Raw genomic sequence first — 24,102 nt, 5'->3', positions numbered from 1 at the left:
ATGAATCTAAAACAGCGAATTTGTTTGGAGCCCATGCTTAAGAATTGGTTGCCGTCGGCTGTCTTCGTGATGTTATCTTCGAGCGATAGAAGCGCCTGAACCGGTCATGAGAACCGCTGCCTCTTGGAGAACCCGCATGAAGATCGTTGTGCCCATGGCCGCTGTTGCGGCGCTCCTCCTGTCGCCTTTGTCCGCCTCGGCGACCGAACTGACCGTGATGAGCTTCAACATCTGGGGCGGCGGCGCCAATGCCGGAAAGCCGATCGACGAGACTGTCGCGGCGATCAAGGCGGTCAATCCGGATATCATCGGCATTCAGGAAACCAAGCCGGAACCCGATCCCTGCACGGCCGAAAACTGCGTTCCCACCGGCAAGTCCGTGGCTGCAGATCTCGCCAAGGCGCTCGGCTATTACTACTACGACCAGTCTGCGACCAATCCTGCGCTCTGGGCCAACGCCATTCTGTCGCGCTATCCGATCGGCAAGGCCACCAAGAACGATCTCGGCGTCGAGATCACGATCGATGGCAAGCGGATCATGGCCTACAACATCCACCTGACCGATTTTCCCTATCAGCCCTATCAGCTGCTCAACATCGAATATGGAACGGCGCCTTTCCTGAAGACCGGCGACGAAGCGGTCGCCGCCGCCAAGGCCGCGCGCGGCCCGGCGCTCGATCTGCTCGAACAGGATATGAAGGCCGCCGACAGCGCCGACGCCGCCTTCGTGTTCGGCGATTTCAACGAACCCTCGCATCTCGACTGGACCGAAGCCGCGGTGAAGGCCAAGCTGCAGCCGATGGTCGTCGCCTATCCCTCGGCCAAGCGCATTGAAAGCTGGGGTTTTGTCGATCTGTTCCGGGCCGCCTGGCCGGATGTCGCGGCCAAACCCGCCTTCACCTGGACGCCGACATCCGAGCCATCAGCCAAGGACGACCATCACGACCGCATCGACTATACGCTCGGCCGCGCCAAGAACCTCAAAGTGCTGAAGGCCGGCGTCGTCGGTGAAAAGGCGCCCGAGGCCGATATCGTCGTCACACCCTGGCCGGCCGATCACCGCGCCACGATGGCGCGAGTCAGTTTCTGACTTCGCCGATCCCCCAGTCCTGGGGATAGATCGTTGCTTTTGCATGCGGGCCGTGAAAGCGGCCCGCGCCGCGCATATCGTCAATACATGGTCTTCTGGTAGTCCTGCTCGAGCGCTTCGTCCAGGGCGCGCATGTCCTTGTCGTCGGCCGGCGCGCCTGACGTTTCGTCCAGGATAATCTTGATCAGCGACGGCATCTCCGATCGATCCTGGAAATGCTGGGGATCCCACAAATGCGACCGCCGGAAGGCTTTGGCGCAATGCATGAACACTTCCGTGACCGTCACCACGATGGCGACTTTCGGCGGTTTGTTCTGGATCGCCATGCCGGCGAGAAGATCGGGATCGGTGACGACAGAGGCTCTCCCGTTCACCCGCAACGTGTCGTCGAAGCCGGGAATGATGAACAGCAGGCCGACGCTCGGATTGGCGACGATATTGACCAGCGTATCAAGCCTGTTGTTTCCGGGCCGATCGGGGATCGCCAGCGTCCGATCGTCGAGGATCGTGACAAAGCCGGCCGGATCGCCGCGAGGACTGACGTCGGCCCGTCCATCCGCACTCTGCGTGCCGATGCAGAGGAAGGGCGAACGCCGGATGAAATCCTGGGCATGCCCGCTCAGCCTGTCCAGGCTTTTGCGCATCGCCAGATCATGGGTGGCGCCGAACAACTGTCTCAACGACGCCTCGTCGGTGATCCGGTGCTCCGGCTTGGGCGTGTAGTCACTCATGGCTTTCTCCTCCCGTTTCGCCGGCGCGCCAGACGGGGCGCCTATGGCGCGCGCCATGTTCCAGCAATAATGATGTACGTACCTCTGAAATGTTTCGATGGCAATCCGCAAGGCTGTCAAAGGAGCGAGATTGCCTCGTCGCGCCATCAGCTCGTCGGTCTGGCGCAACTTGCCGACCGCAATGCGAAGAATTGACCCGGCTGTTCGCGGCGTCGGGTGGTTGTCATCCCTCTGTCATGTCCATGCCGCATGTGACGGCGGAGTTACCACCGCCAAGAGGGAGAGTTTCATGACCAGCCGACTTTCGAAAGCCGCATTCGTTTCCCTGCTTCTCGCATCCGTTGCGCAGGGCGCGCTCGCCGAGACTGTCTTCAACCGCATCGCCTCTTTCCCGGTCGCGTCCAACACGCCTGCCGATCAGGACCAGAAGGCCCAGACCTCGGCCGAGATCATCGCCGCCACCGAAGACGGCAAGACGCTCGTCTACACCTCCAGCCCGCTCAAGGCCGTCGGCATGATCGACATCACCGACGCCAAGGCGCCCAAGGCTTTGGGTTCGGTCATGCTCGATGGCGAGCCGACCTCGGTGACCATTCTCGGTCAGACCGCGCTGGTGGCCGTCAACACCGGCGAGAGCAAGGCCAAGCCGGCCGGCAAGCTCGAAACCGTCGACATGGCGGGCAAGAAGGTCGCCTCGACCTGCGATCTCGGCGGTCAGCCAGACTCCATCGCGCTCGCCAGAGACAAGTCTTTCGTCGCCATCGCGATTGAAAACGAGCGCGACGAAGACGTCAATGACGGCGCTCTACCGCAGATGCCCGCCGGCGATCTCGTGATCGTGCCGATCAAGGACGGCGCCGCCGATTGCGCGGGTCTCAAGCATGTTGCCATGACCGGCCTTGCCGCGATCGCGCCTGAGGATCCCGAGCCCGAATTCGTCGCCATCAACGACGCCGGCCAGATCGCGCTCACGCTGCAGGAAAACAACCATATCGTCATCGTTGACGGCAAGACCGGTTCGATCGTCAACCATTTCTCCGCCGGTTCGGTCACGATCGAAAACACCGACGCCAAGACCAATGGCAAGCTCGACTTCACTGGCAAGGTTGAGGACGTCAAGCGCGAGCCCGACGCCGTGAAGTGGCTCGACAATGACCGCCTCGTCGTCGCCAACGAGGGCGATTGGGAAGGCGGCAGCCGCAGCTTCACCATCTTCGACACCAAGGGCAAAGTGCTGTTCGACTCCGGCAATGCGCTGGAGCTCGAAGCCGCCCGCATCGGCCACTATCCGGAAAAGCGCGCCGGCAAGAAGGGCGTCGAGCCGGAAGGCCTCGAAGTCGCCACCATCGACGGCGTCAAATACATCTTCGTGCTGGAAGAGCGCGCCTCGCTGGTCGCCGTCTACAAGGACACCGGCGCCGAGCCTGAATTCGTCCAGCTGCTACCCTCGGGCATTTCGCCGGAAGGCGGCGTGGCGATCCCCGGCCGCAAGCTGCTCGCCACCGCCAACGAGCTTGATCTCGTCGAAGACGGCGGCGCGCGCAGCCATGTGATGCTCTATGAACTGCAGGACGGCAAAGCCGCCTATCCGCAGCTCGTCTCCAAGGACAAGGATGGCGAAGTGATCGGCTGGGGCGCGCTTTCTGGTCTCGCCGCCGTGCCGGAAAAGCCCGGCGTGCTCTATGCTGTCAATGACAGCTTCTACGGCAACCAGCCGTCGATCTTCACCATCGACGCGACCAAGAGCCCGGCCGAGATCGTCGACCGCTTGGTGGTCAAGCGCAATGGCGACAACGCCCAGAAGCTCGACATCGAAGGCATCGCCGTGGATGAGGAAGGCTGGTTCTGGTTGGCCTCGGAAGGCAATAGCGACAAGCTGACGCCGCACGCCCTCTATCACGTCAACAAGAAGGGCGAGATCAAGGAAGAGATCGCTCTGCCGACGGAGCTGACCGCCAACGAGACCCGCTTCGGCTTCGAAGGCGTCGCCATTTCCGGCAAGGGCGACGACACGGTGCTGTGGATGGCCGTGCAGCGCCCGTGGAAGGACGACGACAAGAGCCATGTCAAGCTCGTCTCCTACAAGCCTTCGAGCAAAGAATGGGGCGCTGTGCGCTATCCGCTCGACAAGGCCGAGGACGGCTGGGTCGGCCTGTCCGAACTCACCTTCCATGACGGCTTCGCCTATATCGTCGAGCGCGACAACCAGATCGGCGACAAGGCCAAGATCAAGAAGCTCTATCGCGTCTCGCTCGACCAGCTGAAGCCCGCCAAGCTCGGCGGCGAATTGCCGGTGGTGACCAAGGAAGAAGTCCACGACTTCCTGCCCGATCTCAAGACCGCCAACGGCTATGTGCTCGACAAGCTCGAAGGCTTCACCTTCGACGCCGCCGGCAAGCCCTTCGCCGTGACCGACAATGACGGCCTCGACGACGCCTCGGGCGAAACCATGTTCTGGGCCGTGCAGATGAAGGCCGGCATGTAACACGGGGCGTCTTTGGTCATACAAGGACGGTCGAAGGCGGGAGCGGGGGCGCTCCCGCCTTTTTGATTGTCAGGGGAGGCTTTCGGTCTCCCTCCAAAGCCCGCTTCGATCGATATGGGCGATGGCTGATTGATTTGTGCAGCCATAGACCCGGCGCAACAGACGGATCATGCCGCGCCTCTCGACGCCGCGCTCCCTATTCGCCCTCAGGAATATCTCGATTTCGCGATCCGACACGACGAGTTTGTGGGCTGCGTCCAGACCCATCTTGGTGTTGCTGCGCAGGGCCTTGATGATGTCGAGGGGCATATCTCCATTCGCGCGGAGACGCTGGGCATAGGCCTCATCTGTCTCGTCTTCCGCTTTTTTCCATAGGCCTGGAAGCCAGGTATCAGCCTCTGTTCTGTCAGGATTTTCGGCGCTGTTGTTCGGAATCCGTGCGAGCATAGTTCGCCCTAGAACATCGAACATCTCGGCGCCGAGCGTCCCATAGTCTTCCACCATGACAGAGTTCGGGTAAAGCGTCTGGACGTCATAACTCAAGCCTATGCCGATCAGAGCGATATCGTCCGCCGCGCGAATGCTGCCGATGGTCTCGTTGAGATGATCCCAGAGGTAGGAACCGGGATTTTCAGTCAGCGTCGCATTATCGACGGGGGCGCCATCCGACATAACGATCAGGAATTTATGCGTTTCCGGACGCAGCCTCAGTCTTCCTGCAGCCCATTCGAGGGCTTCGCCGTCAACATTTTCTTTTAAAAGATCATCACGCAGCATGTCCTTTAGAGGAAGCCCGATTGGTGCTGATCGCATGTCATCCGCCGAACGGTATACGATGTGCAGCAGATCACACAGGCGTCCCGGATTTCGAGGCTTTCCTTTTCGCGCCCAGCGAGAGCGTGAGAGGCCTCCATGCCAGGTCGAGGTGGTGAAGCCCAGCACCTCCACCTTGCAATCCAGATCACGCAGAGCTTTTTGCACGGCATCGGCGGCCAATGCGGCGAAGGTTATTGACCTGCCCCGCATCGATCCGGAGTGATCGATGAGAATGCAGACAACGCAGTCCTCTAGGTCTTCTGGGGACAGCGCTCCGCGCAGCTTCTGGCATACCGTCACGAAATGTGATTGCCACAGCTCTCTGATTGGAGCCATGCCGAATAGCATGGCATTCCACGCTTCGTTCAGCGACGTCTCCCCGCCAATCCAGAGCGGGCCGAGAACTTCGTTTATTTTTGTGGCGGGAATGATGCGGTCATATTCGGTACAATAGACCTGATAGCCGCTTTGCTCTGGCTTTGGTTGTGCCTGCTTTCGTGGTCTGTCATGTTTGAGCCAATCAAATATCGACATATGGAATACCTAAGATCGAGACATGGATTGCGATTCAGACCATAGACAGCGCGTCTCCCTAACAGGAGGAACTGAGTGCCGAACGGGCTCCTCTTGATCCGCAATCGCCACCAGCTACGCAGCCGTCGACTGACAGGTCAAGCGCGGATGTGCCTCCCTGCTTCAAAACCACAAATCCCGCACGCACTTGCCCTGCGAGGGCAGATCCTCCCAGGTTTCCAGCCCGTCGAAATGATCGATCGCCAGATGAGCGACCGCCTCCGGCGGCGCGAGCCTGACATTGACGGCGATGCGCCTGCGTCCGTCAGCCTGGTTTCTGAGACCCCGCCAGCTCACCACGCATGCGCAAGATGGGCAGAACAGGATTTCGAGGCTGGGTTCAGTGCGGTCCACGCGCGTATAAGACGCCGTCTCGCCGGTGATGGCAATCCGCTCGCCCTCGTAGTCATAGGCCCAGAGCGCGCCATAGCGGCGGCAGAGCGTGCAGTTGCAGGCGGTGATCGAGCCGGGATCGCCTGTCAGCGTGAAGCCGGTTTTGCGGCAATGACAGGATCCGATCAGCATGCGTCCTCCCATTCGCTCCGGCGCCGCCGCTGGGGGCGCTCAAATGACAAGTTAATGCAGGAGGGCAATGGCTGTCGACGTCGGCGGAGCTTTGAGAGCGAGAAAATCATCAGTCATCGTGAGCGTCGGCTAACCGGGCGGAGGATATTTCCCATCTGTGATGCGCCTCGATCCTGAGGGGTAGCAGGCCCTGCCTTCAGGGCAGAACCGGTCTCATGAAGCTCCGTTCATAGCTGAGGATGCTGCGGTTGAGCTTTTCCAGTTCGAACGCTTCGATGCATTCGGGGTCGTTCACCATCAGCTGACGGTAATCTTCATAGGCGCTGAGGCTAGGGAAGCTGAAAAGCGCGATCGCAATATTGTTGGCGCCCTCGGCAGGCAGAAAATAGCCGTGATGGGTTCCGCCCATGCGGGCGACGATCGGCAGCCAGAGACGCGCATATTCTTCAAACTCACCGACCTTGTAGGGATCGATGACATACCGGACATGGCATGTAATCAATGAAATATCCTTCCATTCTGCAAAGTTTGAGAAGATCGGGCGCACAGCGCAAAATTCAGAGCCCTCACGCCCCCGCTTTGCGATAGAGCGCCGCCAGCTGGTTGCGCGACGACGGCAGTTCCGGCACGACGACCATCATGGTGATATGGCCGCGCTTGAAGGCGCGCAGGAAGGGCTCGTAATTCTGGAAGGCGACGCAGCCATGCGAGCCGATCTGGCCGCGCAGCAGATTGGTGTGGGTGAGAAGGCCGGTGCGGTTCTTCGGGTGGCGGCCGTCGATCGAGGTCATGCGGATGGCTTCGACGCCATAGAAGCGCTTTTCGCGCATCGACAGTCGATAGATGCCCGCAGGCGTCGGGCCCGTCATCTTCACATGCTCGAAGCGCGGATTGTCGCGCATGCGGCCGATGCCGGAATGGGCGCGCAGCTTCGTGCCGTCAGGCATGTAGACGGTGGCGTTGGAGACGTCGTAGATCGCCACTTTGGTGTTCTTGCCCGGCCAGCCGCGACCATTGTCGTCGCCGCCGAAGAGATCGCTGAACAGCGAGCGTTTCGGTTTTTCCCGCGCGCTGTCTTGCCGGTCGCCCATCGTTCTCGGCGCGGCGGGCTTGTCCTCGGCCGGCTCGCGTTCGAGCGAGGCGGTTTCGACCAGCGGCTTGGCTTCCGGCAACGGAACCACGGTCGGAAGCGCCAATTCTTCTTCCGTTTCGGGTTTCGCCAGCACCAGGTTGAACGGCTGGAGGTCGGTCTTCGCATCGTTTTCCAACATCGCCGTCGCCATGGAGGGCGCATCGGTGGCGACAGGCGCCTGCGCGACGACCTTGGCAGCCTCGGCCGCCTCGGCCGCGGCGATCCTGGTCTGCTCGGCCTTTTTCTTCTGCTCGGCGAGCGCGAGCTGAATGTCGATCTGGCGCTGATGCGCGAGCCTGTCGGCGGCCGAGGCGATCTGCGTCCGGTCGAGCGGCAGGCCGGCGAATGTCGAAAGGCTCGAGAATTTGGCGATCTTCACCCGGCGTTCACGGGCGGATGCGTCGACGGCCGCGACCTGGAGCGGGCGAGGCGAGGGCAGGAACGTGTGCGGCCCTTCCGCCAGCGCCTGTCGCGCCTCATGCATGGCGCCGAGCATGGAGGCCAGCCCCCAGACGGAGCCGCCCGCCACGCCGAGGACGAGGGCCGCCCCGAGAGCGATGACCAGCGGACGACCGCCACCGGACTTCGCCGGAGAACGCTGAGACTTCAACACAGACGCCATGACACCAGTTACCCGATACTCGTTACCCGACGCGGACAAAACTCAGCCGTCCCAACGTCGCTACAAGGGCCGGAGCATGCGGGGCGAAAGCCGCCGCAACCCGACCGAACGGGATAAGAATGAACAAATATGGTAAGCAAATTCTAAACGTCGCCTCGATCTCTGGAGAATATCGGGATGCGCAGCCGACTTCGGCCGGCCATCGGAATGCCACGGCAATGCGGCGCAGGCGTGGCTGCGGCCCCAGGAGCACGGTCAGACCCGAGCGCAACGCTCGCCCTCCGGCAATATTGACAACCGAATTGTCAATATGACAATCTGGTTGTCCATGGAGGTTCGAATGGCGCGAGAACAGGACATCAAGGCGATCATCGATCTGATCAGACCGGTGTTTCACGGGCTCTATGCGGCGTCGGAGGCGAACCTGCGCGGCCTCTCGATCTCCGTGCCTCAGCGCGGCATGCTGCAATGCCTTCTGGAGCACGGCGCGCAGACGGTTCCGATGCTGGCGCGGCGCTTGCTCGTTCGACGGCAGTTCGCGCTGCGCCTGGTGAATGAACTCGAGGCAAAGCAACTGGTCGCACGGGAGCCCAACCCGGCGCACAAGCGATCCCACCGGTTCGGCCTGACGGAGCCGGGCTCTCGCATGATCACGGAAGTTCTTGCGAGCGAAGCCAGCGTCTCCGCTCTCGCATTGGCCCAGATGCAAGACGAGGATATCGGCGCAGCCGTGAGAGTTCTCACGGCGTTCGGGGCCTATTTCGGCGTGGAGAGCAGGGATGCGTCTGAGTAACACGACGATCGCATCCGGCCCCTGCGACTATTGGCGTGGCGGCCGTGGCGCGCCCGTGCTCCTGCTGCATGGCGGATGGGCTGGCGCGGAGGCGCATTGGGGCCCCGTCTGGAACGATCTCGCCGAGCGGCGCGACGTAATCGCGATCGAACTCAAGGGGTTGTGGACGGAATTCGACGCGCCGACGCGGAACTATTACGACCATGCCCGCGCATGCGCCGAGCTTCTTGCGGCGCTCGACGTCAGGGACGTCGTGGTGATCGGCAATTCCCTCGGAGCGAGCATTGGCTGGCGGCTCGCGCTGGATCGCCCCGAGATCGTGCGGCGGCTGATCATGGTCAACGGCTTTCCGCCGCGACCCTTGCCGATGCGAGCGATCCTGACCAGACCGCCGCTCCGGCGTCTGGCCCTCAACAGCCTCACGACCAATTTCTACAGTCCTCAAGTGTTCAGGACCGCATTCTTCGACCCGACCAACATTCCCCTGGATGTCAGGGCAAATCTCACCAGCAAAGGTCCCGAAATGGCGGCGGTGATGTTTCGGCTTCTCTCCAGCGTCACCGAAAACGCCGGGCCGCCGAAGACCAAACTGGATTTCATCTGGGGCGAGCGAGACGGCCTGCCTGAATTGAGCCTCGCCGATGGGCGCAGATTGTGCGCGGCGTATCCGGCTTCGCGGATGGTCACTATCCCAGGCGCCGGGCATCTGCCGCAGGTGGAAAATCCCGAGGCCTTCCTCGAGGCGCTCGAGGATATTCTGGGTGACGACCGCGTCTAGCCGCTCGGCCGGGCAGGGAAGGACGATCGGACCAGATCGAGGCGTCGACGATCGGCCCGCCCTGCGTCAATCCGCCCTGCGGCGCCGCGTCCTCTCCGTGCGCGCCGATCTGTCATTTATCAACTCTCGCAACCTCAAAGGACAAAAGGAGAGAGAGATGACGACGCTGGTGTACAACATTCCGGTTTTTGGCTGGGCGCTGCGCGAGGCGGCCGAGGGGCCGGCGGCGACGAAGCTGTTGTTCATCGTCAATCTTCTCGCCTGCTGGCTGCTCGCCATCCTGGCCTTCGGCTATCCCGCCATCATCATCCCGGCGCTTACAGCCGTGCCGGCGATGTTCGTGGCGCTGATCCTGATCACCTGGGACAGGTAACGTCGTCTCAGGGCTTGCGACGGGCGCTCCGCAGGCCATAGTGGGGCAATCCACTGACGCGTGAGCCCCTCATGACCCGACTTCACACCCAGCGCCTGACGCTATCGCCCTGCCAGCCGCAGGATCGCGCCGACTTCATCGCACTGGAGCGCGATCCCGAGGTCATGCGTTTTCTCAATGGCGGGCGGGATCTCGATCCCGAGCGGACTGATCTCGACGCCGATTATCTGATGCCGCGCGGCAGCGAGCCGCATGTCTGGACGGCGCGGCCCAACGCCGATGACAGCTTCGTCGGATGGTTCTGCCTGTGGCCCGATACGGAAAGCGAGGCGGAGCTCGGCTATCGCTTGCGGCGCGACGCCTGGGGCAAGGGGTTCGCTTCGGAAGGGGCGATGGCGCTGGTCGATTGGGGGTTCTCCGAGGCCGGCTATGACAGGATCACCGCCTCGACCATGGCGGTCAACCACGCCTCGCGCCGGGTCATGGAGAAGATAGGGCTTCGCTACTGCCGCACGGAGCATCCGCACTGGCCCTATGCGATCGCAGGCGCCGAGCATGGCGAAGTCTGGTATGAAGCCACCCGCGCATCCCGGCGCGGGCCGCAGGCGTGACGGGCGACAGCGGCGCTTCCGAACACCGGAAACGCCGCGCCAGATCTCAGAGCTGGCCGAGCAGCGTTTCGGCGCCCGATGTGTCGGCCGTGCCGGGGGTGGCTTCGACGTTGAGCTGCGTCACCACGCCATCCTTCACCAGCATGGAATAACGCTTGGAGCGCAGGCCGAGGCCGCCGCCGGAGAGGTCGATGTCGAGGCCTACGGCCTTGGCGAAATCGCCGTTGCCGTCGGCGAAGAAGCGGATCTTGCCTTCGCCGCCCGAGCTCTTCGCCCAGGTTCCCATCACGAAATGGTCGTTGACCGAGACGACGGCGATTTCATCGACGCCCTTTGCGAGGATTTCGTCGCGCTTGTCGAGAAAGCCCGGCAGATGGTTGAGCGAGCAGGTGGGTGTGAAAGCGCCGGGCACGGCGAAGATCACCACGGTGCGATCCTTGGCGAATTCGGCGCTGTCGATGTCGGCTGCGCCGTCGGCGGTCTTTTCCTTGAGCTTGACGGAGGGGATCTTGTCTCCGATGGCGATGGTCATGAACGTCTCTCCATTGTTATGCGGGATTCTTCGCGCGCCACTATAGGGCGCTCTCACTCAGCCGCAAGCGTGGTTTCCATCGCCCGCGATCCCGATTTGATCAGGATCGTCACATGCGCGGCCCCGGTCTCGGGTCGCCGCGCGATCGGGAGTTCGAGCGTGGCTTGCTTCGGCCCCGTGGGCGCAAAGCGCATCGGTCCGAACGACAGTCCCGGCGAGGGCGCCAGCGCGATTTCCGGCGTCTGGTCCGAGGGCAGACGAAGCGTCAGCTGAAGGGTCTTGCCATCCGCGCTCATGCGGCGGCCGCTGACGCCGAACTCCTCCGAGGACGTCTCGGGCAGCGCCGAACGGCCCATCGCCAGCGCCATGAATTCATCGCCCTCAGGCCGGGCGTCCGGGTTGAGCGGCAAATCGAACGCGGCCTGAAACGGCAGGCAGATTTCCTTGCAGAGCCCGATCATCGTCGCCGCCTTCAGCCGCGAGGGGCCCGAAGTCGCAGCGCTCTTCAGCGTCAGCATCACGCTGACCGACCGGTGATAGCCATAGAACAATCCGCCCTCGTCATGTCCGATTTCGGGGGCGGGAAAGCCCGTCGAGGCGAGCGCCAGATTGTCCGAGCCCGCGAGGTCGATCAGCGGCGGCAGTCCCGCCTCGCCGGGATGACGCCAATAGGTCTTCCAGCCGGGCGCGGGCTCGATCTGCAGCGCTGCGTCATAGCCGCCTTGCTGGTTGGGCAGCGCCACCAGGCGCATGCGGCCGCCATCCGAAACCGCCCAGTCGCTCGCCGCGGCATGCGCGACAGGCGCCGTGAGCGCGGAGAGCAGCAGGGCCCAAAGCGCTGTCTTCAATCCCATCGGTCTTATTCTTGTCATCCTGTCGCGCCTCGCTTTTGCGTCTTTTAGCGGATTACGAAAAAAACCGATGGAACGCATCTTCGACCTTTCAATTTCACCATGAGTTGATAGGCTGGGATCATGGTCGATATTAAGACGCTCAAGAGCAAAGGCGAACGCGGTTTTCTTGACGGTCACTTCCTGATCGCCATGCCGGGTATGGCTGACAGCAATTTTGCCCGCGCGGTGGTCTATATCTGCGCTCATTCCGCCGAAGGCGCCATGGGTTTTGTGATCAATCAGCCGCAGCAGATGACCTTCGTCGACATTCTCCTGCATCTCAAGGTGATCGGCGACGAAGACGCCATTCTTCTGCCCGACGCCGCCCGCAGTATGCCGATCCAGCGCGGCGGCCCCGTCGAAACCGGCCGCGGCTTCGTGCTGCACAGCGACGATTACCTCACGCAATCCTCCATCCCCGTCAGCGACGAGATCTGCCTTACCGCCACCGTCGACATCATCCGCGCCATGTCGCGCGGCAAGGGGCCGACCAAGGCCGCGCTGATGCTCGGTTACGCCGGCTGGGGCGCCGGCCAGCTCGAAAACGAGATCGCCAACAATGGCTGGCTGAACTGCCCGGCCGACGAAACCTTGATCTTCGACCGCATGCTGGACGACAAATACAACCGCGCTCTGGCGCTGATGGGCGTCAATCCGGCCATGCTGTCGATGGAAGCCGGGCATGGGTAATCTGTTGCCTCAGTGAAGGCTTTTGTAGCTGCATTCTAGTAATCGTCGTGCGCTGCCCCTCATCCCCCTGCCGGGACCTTCTCCCCGTAGAACGGGGCGAAGGAGGATGGAGCGCTGACCGTGCCACTTCGCCCTTCGCCCCGTTCTACGGGGAGAAGGTGGCGGCAGCCGGATGAGGGGCCGTGCACGCCCTTGGCGTCAACCCCATGAATTCGCAGCGATATTACCCCTTCCGCGTCAGCGGAAAGCGCTCCTTCAGAAGCCGAGCCACCGCGTCGGCGCCGATCGGTGGGCCGAAATGGAAGCTCTGGCCGTAATGGCAGCCCATCTGCCCGAGTTTGATCGCGTCTTCCTCGCTCTCGATGCCCTCGGCCACCAGCGTCATGCCGAGTTCGACGCCCATGGAGACGATCGAGCGCAACAGCACGTCGCGCTTGTCGCTCTGGTCGCGCACCAGCGCCTGGTCGATCTTGATCGTGTCGAAGGGGAAGCGGGTGATGTAGCCGAGCGACGAGAAGCCCGCGCCGAAATCGTCGAGTGACAGGCCGATGCCGGAATCGCGGATCTTTTCGAGCACGAGGCGCGATTGCTCCGGATTTTCCATCACCACGGTTTCGGTGAGCTCCAGCTTCAGCCGTTCCGGCGGGCAGCCGGCGCGGTTGAGCGCGCGCCTGATGTCGTCGGTCAGCGCGCTGTTGATCAGTTGCGCGCTGGAGAGATTGACGGAGACGAAATAGGGCACGTCGCCGGTCTGCGCCAGCCAGCCCGACAGGTCGCTCGTGGCGCGCTCGATGGCGAACTGGCCGAGGTCGCCGATGAAATTGGCGTTTTCGGCCAGCGGAATGAATTCGCCTGGCGGCACATTGCCCCGTTTGGGATGGTCCCAGCGCATCAGCGCCTCGAAGCCGACGATCTCGGCGTCGTTGAGCCTGACGATCGGTTGATAGACCATCGACAATTCCTTGCGCTCGATGGCGCGGCGCAGGTCGCTTTCGAGCTGCAGCCGGTCCGACACCGCCATGCGGAAGGCCGGCTGGAAGGGTTCGACCCGGTCGCCGCCGGATTTTTTGGCGCGATACATCGCAAGCTCGGCGTCGTTGAGCAGACCCTCGGCGGAGATCGACGGATCGGTCCAGGAGGCCACGCCGATCGAGGCGGTGAGGATGATCTCCTGATTGGCGAAATTGATCGGCGCCGACACCGCCTTCACCACCGCATCGGCGAAATCGGCGATGCGCTTGGGATCGCTTTCCGAGACCAGCACCACGCCGAACTCGTCGCCCGCAAGACGTCCGAGCGTGTCCTGCGGCTTGAGCAGGCGGCGAAGCCGGCGGGTGAGCGCGATCAGGATATTGTCGCCGGCGGCGATGCCGAGGGAATCGTTGACCTGCTTGTAGCGGTCGATGTCGATGGTGAGCACGGTCGGCAGCAGCTTCTCTTCCTGCCCGGTCAGCGCCAGGATCGATTGCAGGCGGTCGAGGAACAGCTGCCTGTTCGGCAGGCCGGTGAGATTGTCGTTGAGCGCGTCCGACAACAGCCGGTCGACGATGTTCTTCTGCTCGGTCACGTCCTGGACAACGCCGACGCAGCGGGCGATTTCGCCGTTTCCGGCCAGTACCGGCCGGGCCTTGATCGACAGCCAGTGATATTGGCCGTCCTCGGCGCGGACGCGGAAATCATGGCAGAGCCGGCCCTTTTTCTGAGCGAGCAGAATGTCGAGCGTGGCGCGGAAACGATCGCGGTCGTCGGGATGCAGGCGCGGCAGCCAGTTGCGCGCCGGTCCATGGAGGGCGCCGGGAGTGGCGCCAAGCCTGAGCGCGATGTCGGGAATGGTGGTCACGCGGTCGCGGCTGACATCCCAGTCCCAGATCGTCTCGCCCGAGCCGGTCAGAGCGAGCGACTGGCGCTCGAGATCGGAGAACAGCCCCTGCTGATAGGCGCCGCCGGCAAAGGCGTGCTGGATCACGGTGAAGCCGATGAGCAGCACGATCAGCACCAGGCCGAAGGCGAGCGCCGGCTGCACTATGTCGTTGTCGAGCTCTCCCGTCACCGCCAGCCAGCCGCCGAACAGCCAGGCGATGATGGTCAGCCAGGAGGGAATCAAGAGAATGGCGCGGTCATAGCGGCGGAAGCCGAGGAAGATGATCAGCGCCACGCCGACGACCGCCGTCAGGCCGAAGGACAGCCGCGCGATGCCCGAGGCGATGGAGGGGTCATAGATCGCCACCCCGAACAGCGTGCCCAGACCCAACACCCAGGCGAGCGTCGCATAAGCGAGATTGGCGTGCCATCGGCTGAGATTGAGATAGGTGAACAGGAAGATCACCAGTCCTGACGCGAGCGCCACTTCCGCGCCGGCGCGCCATATCCTCTCGTCGAGCGTGTTGTCGCCGAACAATTGTTCGAGAAAGCCGAAATCGACGCAGACATAGCCGAGCACCGCCCAGGCGAGCGCCGCGGTGGCCGGCAGCATCGAGGTGCCCTTGATCACGAAGAGATTGGTGAGAAAGACGGCGAGTAGGCCGGCGATGCCGAGCACGATGCCGCGATAAAGCGTAAACGCGTTGACCGTGTCCTTGTAGGCCTCCGGCTCCCAGAGATAGAGCTGCGGCAGCTGCGGCGAGGTGATCTCGGCCACGAAGGTGATGACGGCGCCCGGGTTGAGCGTGATCGCGAAGACATCGGCGTCGTTCGACGGCACGCGATCGAGCGCGAAACCTTCGGACGGCGTGATCGAGAGAATGCGGTCGGAGCCGAGATCCGGCCAGAACACATGCGAATTGACCAGCCGGTAATGCGGCGCGACGATCAGTCGTTCGAGCTGTTCGTCCGAGACATTGGCGAGCGCGAACACCGCCCAGTCGCCATTATGGCCGGGTGAGGAGGCGCGCACTTCGATGCGGCGGACGATGCCGTCTGTGCCCGCCGCGGTCGACACCTGGAAGGCCTCGCCCTGGTTGGCGTAGATTTCGGCGATCTTGGTGAGATCGAGCGCCTTGTCCTCGCGGGAAATCTTCACCGGCTCCAGCGCCAGCGCCGACAGGGTCGAGACCGCGAGCGCCATGAGCGTCAGCAGGCAAAACAACAGTGCCCGGCCGCCGGCAACCGGCTTTCCAATCAGAAGGGTCAAATGCCTAACGCCCCGTACCTGTTGTTCTTATTGGGGACGAGCGCATAGAGAAGGTGATCACGCCATTCGCCCCGAATTTTCAAATACGACTTCATATAGCCTTCGCGCTCGAATCCGGCTTTTTCAAGTAAGCGAATGGAGCGGTCGTTGTCCGGAATACAGGCTGCCTCGATGCGGTGCAAGTTCATGCGGATGAAGATGTAGCTGATGACGGGGTCTATGGCCTGACTCATATGGCCTTTTCCCGCATGTTTCTCGCCCATCCAATAGCCGATCATGCAGCTTTGCGAGGCTCCGCGGCGGATATGGCCGATGGTGACGCCGCCAAGAAGATCTTCCGTGTCGCGGTGGAAAAGCAGGAGAGGTGCCGCCACGCCGGAGGCGAACTCTTGGTTTGCGCGAATAACGCGCGTGCGGAACGAGCCTTCGGTCAGCGCGTCCGGATCCCAGGCGGGTTCCCATTTCTCGAGAAAGGCCCGGCTTTCGCTGCGCAATTTATACCAGGCCTTGTAATCGCTGTTGCGCGGAAGCCGGAGATAATGATCCGGGCCAGAGATTTCTTCCCCGGAACCCTGACGCGACAAGAAGCCGAACACTGATCTTGCCATGCGACGCGCCCCGGAAGAAGCCCGCCGTCATTCGGCGGCGGATTTGTGTTCCGCTGCTCGCGCGCTGCCGAGCGATTGCAGGATGTCTTCCATCGGCGCGAGCTGCTCCACGGGTCCGATGGCGGACAGCGTCGGCGTCGTGTCGAAGAACAGTCGACCGGCGAGATCAGTCAGGCGGTCCGTGGTGATGTCGTTCAGCCGCTGCATCAGTTCGTCATTGGGAATGGGACGGCCGTAGAGCATGACCTGCCGGGCGATCTGGCCGGCGCGCGCGGCCGGGCTTTCCTGGCCCATCAGCAGTTGCGCGCGGATCTGGGCGCGGGCGCGGTCGATTTCCTGCTGGTTGATCTTTTCGGAGGCGCGGCGAAGTTCCTCGATCACCACCGGCATCAGTTCCGGCAGGTTTTCGCCGCCGGTGGCTGCATGCACGCCGAAAATGCCAGTGTCCGAGAAGCCCCAATGGAAGGCGTAGATCGAATAGCACAGGCCGCGATGCTCGCGCACTTCCTGAAACAGTCGTGAAGACATGCCGCCGCCGAGAACATTGGCGAGGATCTGCGAACAGTAGAAATCGCGGGCGTGATAGGCCTTGCCCTCGAAGCCCAGCAACACCTGCGCGTCCATGAGGTCGCGCCCTTCGCGGATGTCGCCGCCGATATAGCGGGCGGGATCCATGATGATCGGCGCCGACGGCGATGTCGGAAGAGAGGAGAAGCGGCGCTCCACCTGCTCGACGAACTCGTCGTGCTTGATCGCTCCAGCGGCGACCACGAACATGCGATCGGCCACGTAATTGCGCGAGAGATAGCGGCGGATCTGGTCAGGCGTGAACGTCATCACCGTCTCGGACGTGCCGAGGATCGGCCGGCCGATCGTCTGTCCGAAATAGGCGCGCTCTGAAAACTTGTCGAAGATCACGTCGTCGGGCGTATCGTTGGCCGCGCCGATTTCCTGCAGGATGACGTTCTTCTCGCGCTCGAGCTCTTCTTCCTCAAAAGCCGACTCGGTCAGGATGTCGGCGAGGATGTCGACAGCCAAGGGCACGTCGTTCTTGAGCACGCGGGCGTAGTAAGAGGTGGATTCGGTGGATGTCGCGGCGTTGACCTCGCCGCCGACATTTTCGATCTCCTCGGCGATCTGGCGCGCCGTCCGGCGCGCCGTGCCCTTGAAGGCCATGTGCTCGAGAAGATGGGCGATGCCATGCTCATCGGCGGCTTCGTTACGCGACCCCGACTTCACCCACACGCCGAGAGCGGCGCTCTCCAGATGCGGCATATCCTCGGTAACGACAGTCAATCCCGAAGGAAGTCTGGTGGACTCAACTTTCATGACCAATATTCAAGTCGCCTCGGTCAGGACCTGATCCGGGCATGTTTGGCGATGAAATTCTCCACCGTCTCGATGTCCGCACTCAGCACTTCGAAGCGCTCCTCCCTTTGCATCAGACCTGCAAGCCACGATGGCAGCGCAGGATTAATACCGCAAGCGGTTTCGACCGCCAAGGGGAATTTTGCCGGATGCGCCGTGGCCAGCGTCACCATGGGGGCGTTGGATTTCTCGTATTTCGCCGCCACATGCACGCCGATCGCCGTATGGGGATCGAGAAGATAGCCGGTTTCCGCAAGATGGGTCTTGATGGTTTCGGCCACCTGCTTCTCGGTGGCGCGGCCCGCCTTGAAGTCCTTGCGGATGAAGGCGAGCGCCTCGGCCTCGATCTCGAAAGCGCCCGATTGCTTGAGGCTTTCCATGGCGCGGCGGACCTTTTCCGGCTTGCGGTCATAGGCTTCGAACAGCAATCGCTCGAAATTCGAGGAGATCTGGATGTCCATCGACGGCGAGGTCGTCGCCTTGACGCCCTTCATCTCGTAGCGGCCGGTCTTCAGCGTGCGGGTGAGAATGTCGTTGTCATTGGTGGCGATCACCAGTCTGCCCACGGGCAGGCCCATGCGTTTGGCGGCGTAACCGGCGAAAATATCGCCGAAATTGCCGGTCGGCACGGTGAAGGAGATCTTGCGGTCGGGGCCGCCGAGCGCGATCGCGCTCGTGAAATAATAGACGATCTGGGCCATGATGCGGGCCCAGTTGATCGAATTGACGCCGGCGAGCGCCATGGAATCACGGAATTTGATGTCGTTGAACATCGCTTTGACGAGATTCTGGCAGTCGTCGAAATCGCCCTCGATGGCGATGGCGTGCACATTGGCGTGGCTGGTCGTGGTCATCTGGCGCTGCTGCACCGGCGACACCTTGCCATGCGGGAAGAGGATGAAGATGTCGGTGCGGTCCCGGCCGCCGAAGGCATCGATCGCAGCGCCGCCCGTGTCGCCCGAGGTGGCGCCGACGATGGTGGCGCGTTCGCCGCGGACAGCCAGCGCATGGTCCATCAGCCGCCCCAGGAGCTGCATCGCCACATCCTTGAAGGCGAGCGTGGTGCCGTGGAAGAGTTCGAGAATGAAGGCGTTCGGCCCGGACTGCACAAGAGGCGCCACGGCGGGATGCTTGAAGGTCGCATAGGCCTCCTCGATCATCCGCTTCAGATCCGCGTCGTCGATCTCGCCGCCGACGAAGGGGGAGAGCACGTTGAAGGCAATGTCCTGGTAGGAAAGGCCGCGCCAGGAGCGGATCTCTTTTTTGGAGAAATGCGGCCATTCCTCGGGAATGTAGAGGCCGCCGTCACGCGCCAGGCCCGTCAACAGGGCGTCCGAGAAACCGAGCTTGGGGGCTTCGCCCCGGGTGGAAATATAGCGCACGTGCTGCCTCTCCTGATGTCGCTTGAGCCGGGTGAAACCTATCAGCGCGGGCTCCGCGCGATTGTCCATTTTGCGTCCGGAAAGCCCCGGAAAATGGCTGAATCTTTATCTCGGCCAATCGATTTTTTGTTTGGCCGCTGGTATAGACCACATCGCCGGGCCATGAAAAGGTCCGAAAGAGAAAGAAAACAGTGGTGAATCGTCCGCATCGCGCGGCGTGGTCACATCAGGGTGGGGCGTAGCACGTGTCTCGGAGACTTCTCGGACTTATCTCTTCCTTCGCCGCTCTCGCGGTCCTCGCGAGCTGCACGGCTCCGTCCTATCCCGACAGCAATCGCGGCTTCAAGCCGACCGTGAAGGCCGAGCCCGCGCCGGCCAACGCCACCCCGGCCCAGGTCGTCGTGCAGGGCCAGTGCCCGCAGATCTATCTCCGGGAAGGCACCGCGGTGTTCCGCGAATATGAGCGCGGCGTCAAGAAGGGCCCTGACGGCACGGCTGATCCCAACAAGTTGGTGTTCCAGGCGACGCTCGAGCGCACGACGCGCCAGTGCTTCCAGACCGCCCAGGGCCTGAGAATGACCGTCGTTGTCCAGGGCCGCATCATTCCCGGACCGGCCGGCAAGGCGGGAACCTACACGCTGCCGATCCGCGTGGCCGCCACCGATGGCGATGCGACGCTCTATTCGGAGCTGACCAAGTTCCCGGTGACTGTGCCCGACAATCTCGGCGCCACCCAGTTCCTGTTCACCAAGGAAGACGTAGTGCTCAGCCAGGGCGCCACCGGCCTGACCCGCCTGTTCGCCGGCATCGACGAAGGTCCGTATAATACCAAGTGAGATTTTTGGGGGGGGTGGTGTTCGTATCGCCGCCTCTAAGGCTTGTTGACTGCACAATAATGTGACGTCGCGGCGCGCCCCTCATCCCCCTGCCGAGACCTTCTCCCCGCATTGCGGGGCGAAGGCGGGTTGAGTGGCGACATTGCCCCAATCGCCCTTCTCCCCGTTCTACGGGGAAAAGGTGGCGGCAGCCGGATGAGGGGCGGCGCACACCCGTCAACTCAGAAGATAACCGCCACAGCCCACCGAGCGGCGACAGACGCCTCCTTAACCCTCAAGCCAGTTCCGACCAGTTCTTCAGCGCGTCCACCATCTGCGGCAGTTCCGTCATACGGGAGATCACCGTTTCGGCGCCGGCGTCGGTCAGCCGGTCGGCATGGGTGGGATAGGTGTGCGAGCCGCCGGTGAAGCCGATCACCCGCATGCCGGCGGCGCGGGCGGCATGCACGCCATGCACGGAGTCCTCGATCACCAGGCAGCGCGCCGGATCGGCGTTGAACTGTTTGGCGCCATGCAGATAGATGTCGGGCTTCGGCTTGGTGCGGTCGGGGCCGAGATCCTTGGCAGAATAGACATGGCCCTCGAAATAGGGCTTCAACCCGACCTTGGTCAGCATCATATCGAGCCGCTTGGACGAGGAATTCGAGCAGATGCAACGCTGCTCGGTCAGCCGCGACAGCGCGGTGCGCACGCCGTCGATCATCTTCACCCGGATCGACAAAGCGCGGTCGAGCAGCGCTTCCGACTTGTCGATCAGCGAGGCCGACAGCGGCAGGTCCGCTTCCTTCTCCACCGTCAGCAGAATGTTCTTCCAATCGAGACCGGCAAACCGGATGCACATCTCTTCGGCGGTGATCTCGAAACCATGGTCGCGCAACAGCTTGGACTCGACTTCCGCCGCGATGATTTCGGAATCGACGAGCACGCCGTCGCAGTCAAACAGGATGAGGTCGAAGCCGGACATTTGGGGTCTCTATGTTGGTCTGGGGATGGCCCGGCCTACACGATTGGCCTTTGTCAGGCAATGCGCGGAGGCGCATGGCTGCCTTGCCCAGTCATTCGCTGCGGGAAATGCGGCGGCTCACGTCAGCTGTCACATCTTCAGCATGATCTTGCCGATATGCGCGCTCGATTCCATCAGCCGGTGCGCTTCCACGACCTGGGCGAAGTCGAAGACTTCATGGATCACGGGCGCGGCCTTGCCGGCTTCGAGCAGAGGCCAGACGCGGGCCTGCAACTGATCGCGGATCTCCGCTTTTTCCACCGCTGTGCGTGGACGCATCGTGGAGCCCATCACCCGCAGGCGCTTGATCATGATCGGGGTGAGATTGGCTTTCTCCGCCACCGCGCCGCCGAGAAAGGCGATGATCGACAGGCGGCCGTCCCTGGCGAGGCTCTGCAGGTTTTTGTCGAAATAGGCCGCGCCGATCATGTCGAGGATCACGTCCACCCCGGCCTTGCCGGTTTCCGCGCGGATGACCTCGGCGAAGTCCTCGCTCTTGTAGTTGATGGCCCTGGCTGCGCCGAGTTTCACGCAGGCCTCGGCCTTGTCTTCGGAGCCCACCGTCACGAACACTTTCGCGCCGATCGCCGAGGCGAGCTGGATCGCCGTGGTGCCGATGCCCGAAGAACCGCCATGGATGAGCACGCTTTCGCCCGCCTTCAAGCCGGCCATCATGAACAGGTTGGCCCAGACGGTGAAGAAGGTCTCGGGCAGCGCCGCGGCGCGGATCGCGTCATAGCCTTGCGGCCAGGATAGCGCCTGCGTGGCCGGAACGGCGCAATATTCCGCATAGCCGCCGCCATTGGCAAGCGCGGTCACCTTGTCCCCAACCGAATATGCGCTGACGCCCGGGCCGATTGCGGCGACTTCGCCGGCGACTTCCAGGCCCAACACCGGGCTGGCGCCAGGCGGTGGCGGATAGGCGCCCTGACGCTGCGCCACATCCGGCCTGTTGACGCCGGCGGCTTCGACGCGGATCAGAATTTCTCCGTCGCGCAGCTGGGGCAGGGGCCCCTCGGCGATTGTCATGGCCTCGGGCGCGCCGGGCGCAGGCAGGTCGACATAGCGCATGGAGGCGGGCAGGGAAGCGGTCATCGGCGTTCTCCGTGTTTGCGGCGAGTGTTACCGGAGAACGCCGTCAGGGGAAAGTCGGTTCACCCCCGCTCGATGTCTCCGAGCCGGGCGATGCACAGGCCGGTGTCGCTGATCTTGGCGCCGGCCTTCACATGCGCGATCTCGGCGCTGATCCGGTCGATATCGCTGATGACGGCGCCTTCGGGGATTTCCAACACGCCGATCGAGCAGCGCATCAGCCCGATCTTGCGCTCGAGTCCCTGGCGGTCATGGCCCATGATATAGCCCTGGGCGCGTTCCTCGTCGGAATAGAGTTCGGCGACGTCGGAGGCGAAGTCATTGAGAAGACGGCCGAGCGGATGGATCATTTCTTCTTCCGAATAGCCGGTCAGCCCGATGAAGAAATCGTCGCCGCCGACATGGCCGATGAATTCGCTCTCATGGAAGAAGTAGCGGCGCATCAGCGCGGCGAACAGCGAGATGGCGTGGTCGCCGGCATGGAAGCCGTAGCGGTCGTTGAAGGGTTTGAAATTGTCGAAGTCGCAATAGCAGTAATAGCGCCGCTCGTCGCCGTCCTTGGAGGTGTGGCGCAGGAAATCGAGAATGGCGAGATTGCCCGGCAGGCCGGTCAGCGGGTTCTGGTCCTGTGCGGTCTTGAGCTGCTTCTCGTTGAGGATCTTGATCAGCGACGCCGCCGAGATCGCGCCGGAATAGCGCATGTTTTCGGTCAGCAGCACGCAGTGGCAGCCTTCCATATTGGCGAATGCGGTGACGAGATCGTCGGTGCCGGAATCGAGGCTGACGATCGGCGCGGCCTTGGCGAAATAGGAGATCGAACGGAGATAGTCGCGGTTTTTCAACAGGTCGCGGCCGAAGGGGTGATAGATATACTCCTTCAGCTCTTTTTCCTGGATGATGCCGCGCGGCTCGTTGTTGACGTTCAGCACCGGGAAATAGCTCTGGTCCGGGTTCTGCCGGAACATCTCGAAGACGGTTTCGACCGAATCGTTCTCGTAGACCGTCGGAATGCTCTCGACCTGCTTGCGGATCAGCAGTTCGTCGAGCGAGCGGCCGGCGGCGCGGCTTTTGGATTTGTCGCGCAGATGCGGGTAGCTGCGTTTCTGGTCGTCCACATTCACCGAGGGACGCGCGATGTAATAGCCCTGCACCATATCCACCCCGAACTCCCGACAGGCGAGAAATTCCTCTTCGGTCTCGACGCCCTCGGCGATGACGCGCGTGCCGAGCGTGTGCGCCATGCCGACGATGTTGCGAACGAGATGCTGTTTCTTGGCGCTGTCGCCGACGCCGCGAATGAAATACTGGTCGATCTTGAGGTAATCGATCGGATAGTCGGCAAGCAGTTTGTACTCACCGCGCCCGACGCCGAAATCGTCGATGGCGACCTTGAAGCCCGACCGCCTCAGGCGCGCCATCAGCGGCCCGAATTCGGCAGCCGTCGTGTTGTCGAAGCGTTCGGACAATTCGAAGCAGATCGACGACGGCGGCACCATATGCGTCTTCAGATGGCGGATCAGCGCATCGAGCATTGGACCGCTGTCGGCGATCAGCCGGAAGTCTAGATTGATGAACAGCGTCGACGAGCGGAAATCGGGCAGCGTCGAAAACTTCGCCAGCGCCCGGCCCGCCATCATCTGGTCGAGCGCGCTCAGTTGTCCGGTTTCGGCCATACGGTCGATGAGGTCGATCGGCGAGGAAAAGCCCATCTGATCATGGCCGCGCATCAGGGATTCGTAGCCGAACACCGCGCCGGTTGCAGTCTCGACCACGGGCTGGAACGCAGGATCGAGAACGAGTTTGGCGATCGATAGCAGTTTTTCCCCCGCATAGGTCTGCGGAAAGGCGGCAATCTCTTTGGTCAGGGCGGCCATGCGCGGCTCCAGCAATTGAAGTCGTGCATAAGCTGTCTGAAATTATTGAAGAATTCCTTTGTCGAGAATGATAGTTTTGTGACTGTCGAGAATGAAATTTTCCTCATAAAATCCGTGGTTGCCGCCATGAGCGATCGATGCATGGCGCGTCGCGTTTCTGTCGCA

Annotated in this window: 22 protein-coding genes; 8 read left to right on the top strand and 14 right to left on the bottom strand. The window is 62.4% G+C overall.

The genetic code is table 11. The features are described 5' to 3' along the window. Positions 1-136 precede the first annotated feature (136 nt). On the top strand, positions 137-1,090 hold the full coding sequence (locus E8Q41_RS15840) for an endonuclease/exonuclease/phosphatase family protein (RefSeq protein WP_170976511.1): 954 nt from the start codon (positions 137-139) through the stop codon (positions 1,088-1,090). An 80-nt stretch (positions 1,091-1,170) separates the two neighbouring features. Here E8Q41_RS15840 and E8Q41_RS15835 read toward each other — a convergent pair whose 3' ends face one another. Next, complete coding sequence (locus E8Q41_RS15835) at positions 1,171-1,821, bottom strand: pyridoxamine 5'-phosphate oxidase family protein (protein WP_137156520.1); 651 nt, start codon at positions 1,819-1,821, stop codon at positions 1,171-1,173. A 289-nt stretch (positions 1,822-2,110) separates the two neighbouring features. Here E8Q41_RS15835 and E8Q41_RS15830 point away from each other — a divergent pair, with 289 nt between their 5' ends. After that, complete coding sequence (locus E8Q41_RS15830; RefSeq protein ID WP_137156519.1) at positions 2,111-4,306, top strand: esterase-like activity of phytase family protein; 2,196 nt, start codon at positions 2,111-2,113, stop codon at positions 4,304-4,306. 69 nt (positions 4,307-4,375) lie between these two features. On the opposite strand, the gene E8Q41_RS15825 is transcribed toward E8Q41_RS15830, so the two are convergent. The 4 genes from E8Q41_RS15825 to E8Q41_RS15810 form a co-directional block, all read right to left on the bottom strand. Further along, positions 4,376-5,656 (bottom strand): hypothetical protein, encoded by a 1,281-nt coding sequence (locus E8Q41_RS15825; protein WP_137156518.1) that lies wholly within the window; start codon positions 5,654-5,656, stop codon positions 4,376-4,378. A gap of 162 nt (positions 5,657-5,818) precedes the next feature. Further along, entirely contained in the window at positions 5,819-6,220 is a 402-nt protein-coding gene (locus E8Q41_RS15820; protein WP_137156517.1) for a GFA family protein, read from the bottom strand. Between the two features lie 196 nt (positions 6,221-6,416). Then, complete coding sequence (locus E8Q41_RS15815) at positions 6,417-6,722, bottom strand: NIPSNAP family protein (RefSeq protein WP_137156516.1); 306 nt, start codon at positions 6,720-6,722, stop codon at positions 6,417-6,419. Positions 6,723-6,786: 64 nt separating this feature from the next. Beyond that, positions 6,787-7,974: a DUF2778 domain-containing protein gene (locus E8Q41_RS15810; protein WP_137156515.1), complete on the bottom strand. Its 1,188-nt coding sequence runs from the start codon at positions 7,972-7,974 to the stop codon at positions 6,787-6,789. Between the two features lie 340 nt (positions 7,975-8,314). Between E8Q41_RS15810 and E8Q41_RS15805 the strand changes: the two genes are divergently transcribed. The 4 genes from E8Q41_RS15805 to E8Q41_RS15790 all read left to right on the top strand — a co-directional run bounded on the left by E8Q41_RS15805 (position 8,315) and on the right by E8Q41_RS15790 (position 10,529). Continuing rightward, positions 8,315-8,767 carry a MarR family winged helix-turn-helix transcriptional regulator gene (locus tag E8Q41_RS15805; protein WP_170976510.1) on the top strand — a complete coding sequence of 151 codons (453 nt, stop codon included), beginning with the start codon at positions 8,315-8,317 and terminating at the stop codon, positions 8,765-8,767. After that, a complete protein-coding gene (locus E8Q41_RS15800) occupies positions 8,754-9,545 on the top strand; it encodes an alpha/beta hydrolase (protein ID WP_137156513.1) in 792 nt (263 codons plus the stop codon). Before E8Q41_RS15805 ends, E8Q41_RS15800 begins: the two co-directional genes overlap by 14 nt. Positions 9,546-9,702: 157 nt before the next feature. Beyond that, the gene (locus tag E8Q41_RS15795) at positions 9,703-9,918 is read left to right on the top strand and encodes a hypothetical protein (protein WP_137156512.1); all 216 of its coding nucleotides are present in this window, start codon (positions 9,703-9,705) and stop codon (positions 9,916-9,918) included. A gap of 71 nt (positions 9,919-9,989) precedes the next feature. After that, complete coding sequence (locus E8Q41_RS15790) at positions 9,990-10,529, top strand: GNAT family N-acetyltransferase (protein ID WP_137156511.1); 540 nt, start codon at positions 9,990-9,992, stop codon at positions 10,527-10,529. A gap of 46 nt (positions 10,530-10,575) precedes the next feature. Here E8Q41_RS15790 and E8Q41_RS15785 read toward each other — a convergent pair whose 3' ends face one another. Both E8Q41_RS15785 and E8Q41_RS15780 read right to left on the bottom strand, forming a co-directional pair. After that, a complete protein-coding gene (locus tag E8Q41_RS15785) occupies positions 10,576-11,061 on the bottom strand; it encodes a peroxiredoxin (protein WP_137156510.1) in 486 nt (161 codons plus the stop codon). Positions 11,062-11,114: 53 nt separating this feature from the next. Beyond that, positions 11,115-11,915, bottom strand: coding sequence for a protein-disulfide reductase DsbD domain-containing protein (locus tag E8Q41_RS15780; protein WP_170976509.1), 801 nt, complete (start codon positions 11,913-11,915; stop codon positions 11,115-11,117). Between the two features lie 120 nt (positions 11,916-12,035). Here E8Q41_RS15780 and E8Q41_RS15775 point away from each other — a divergent pair, with 120 nt between their 5' ends. Then, positions 12,036-12,644, top strand: a complete 609-nt coding sequence (locus E8Q41_RS15775) for a YqgE/AlgH family protein (RefSeq protein ID WP_137156508.1) — start codon at positions 12,036-12,038, stop codon at positions 12,642-12,644. A gap of 223 nt (positions 12,645-12,867) precedes the next feature. Here the strand turns inward: E8Q41_RS15775 and E8Q41_RS15770 are convergent, their stop codons facing one another. From E8Q41_RS15770 to thrC, 4 genes are all read right to left on the bottom strand, one after another. Continuing rightward, positions 12,868-15,708 (bottom strand): EAL domain-containing protein, encoded by a 2,841-nt coding sequence (locus tag E8Q41_RS15770; RefSeq protein ID WP_137156645.1) that lies wholly within the window; start codon positions 15,706-15,708, stop codon positions 12,868-12,870. A 62-nt stretch (positions 15,709-15,770) separates the two neighbouring features. Continuing rightward, positions 15,771-16,382, bottom strand: a complete 612-nt coding sequence (locus tag E8Q41_RS15765) for a GNAT family protein (protein ID WP_137156507.1) — start codon at positions 16,380-16,382, stop codon at positions 15,771-15,773. A gap of 27 nt (positions 16,383-16,409) precedes the next feature. Further along, entirely contained in the window at positions 16,410-17,711 is a 1,302-nt protein-coding gene (locus E8Q41_RS15760; protein ID WP_137156506.1) for a pitrilysin family protein, read from the bottom strand. A gap of 23 nt (positions 17,712-17,734) precedes the next feature. Next, complete coding sequence (gene thrC, locus E8Q41_RS15755; RefSeq protein WP_137156505.1) at positions 17,735-19,132, bottom strand: threonine synthase; 1,398 nt, start codon at positions 19,130-19,132, stop codon at positions 17,735-17,737. Positions 19,133-19,377: 245 nt separating this feature from the next. Here thrC and E8Q41_RS15750 point away from each other — a divergent pair, with 245 nt between their 5' ends. Beyond that, entirely contained in the window at positions 19,378-19,968 is a 591-nt protein-coding gene (locus E8Q41_RS15750) for a hypothetical protein (protein WP_246660210.1), read from the top strand. A gap of 274 nt (positions 19,969-20,242) precedes the next feature. On the opposite strand, the gene E8Q41_RS15745 is transcribed toward E8Q41_RS15750, so the two are convergent. The 3 genes from E8Q41_RS15745 to E8Q41_RS15735 all read right to left on the bottom strand — a co-directional run bounded on the left by E8Q41_RS15745 (position 20,243) and on the right by E8Q41_RS15735 (position 23,937). Beyond that, positions 20,243-20,932: an HAD family hydrolase gene (locus E8Q41_RS15745; RefSeq protein WP_137156504.1), complete on the bottom strand. Its 690-nt coding sequence runs from the start codon at positions 20,930-20,932 to the stop codon at positions 20,243-20,245. 129 nt (positions 20,933-21,061) lie between these two features. Next, the gene (locus tag E8Q41_RS15740) at positions 21,062-22,066 is read right to left on the bottom strand and encodes an NAD(P)H-quinone oxidoreductase (protein ID WP_137156503.1); all 1,005 of its coding nucleotides are present in this window, start codon (positions 22,064-22,066) and stop codon (positions 21,062-21,064) included. Between the two features lie 59 nt (positions 22,067-22,125). Then, positions 22,126-23,937 (bottom strand): bifunctional diguanylate cyclase/phosphodiesterase, encoded by a 1,812-nt coding sequence (locus E8Q41_RS15735; RefSeq protein ID WP_137156502.1) that lies wholly within the window; start codon positions 23,935-23,937, stop codon positions 22,126-22,128. Positions 23,938-24,102: the final 165 nt, after the last annotated feature.

Origin of the sequence: Rhizobium sp. FKL33 (assembly GCF_005222915.1) — a bacterium.
In the GTDB taxonomy this organism is placed as follows: domain Bacteria; phylum Pseudomonadota; class Alphaproteobacteria; order Rhizobiales; family Rhizobiaceae; genus Rhizobium_E.
This window is presented reverse-complemented; position numbering and strand designations above follow the sequence as displayed.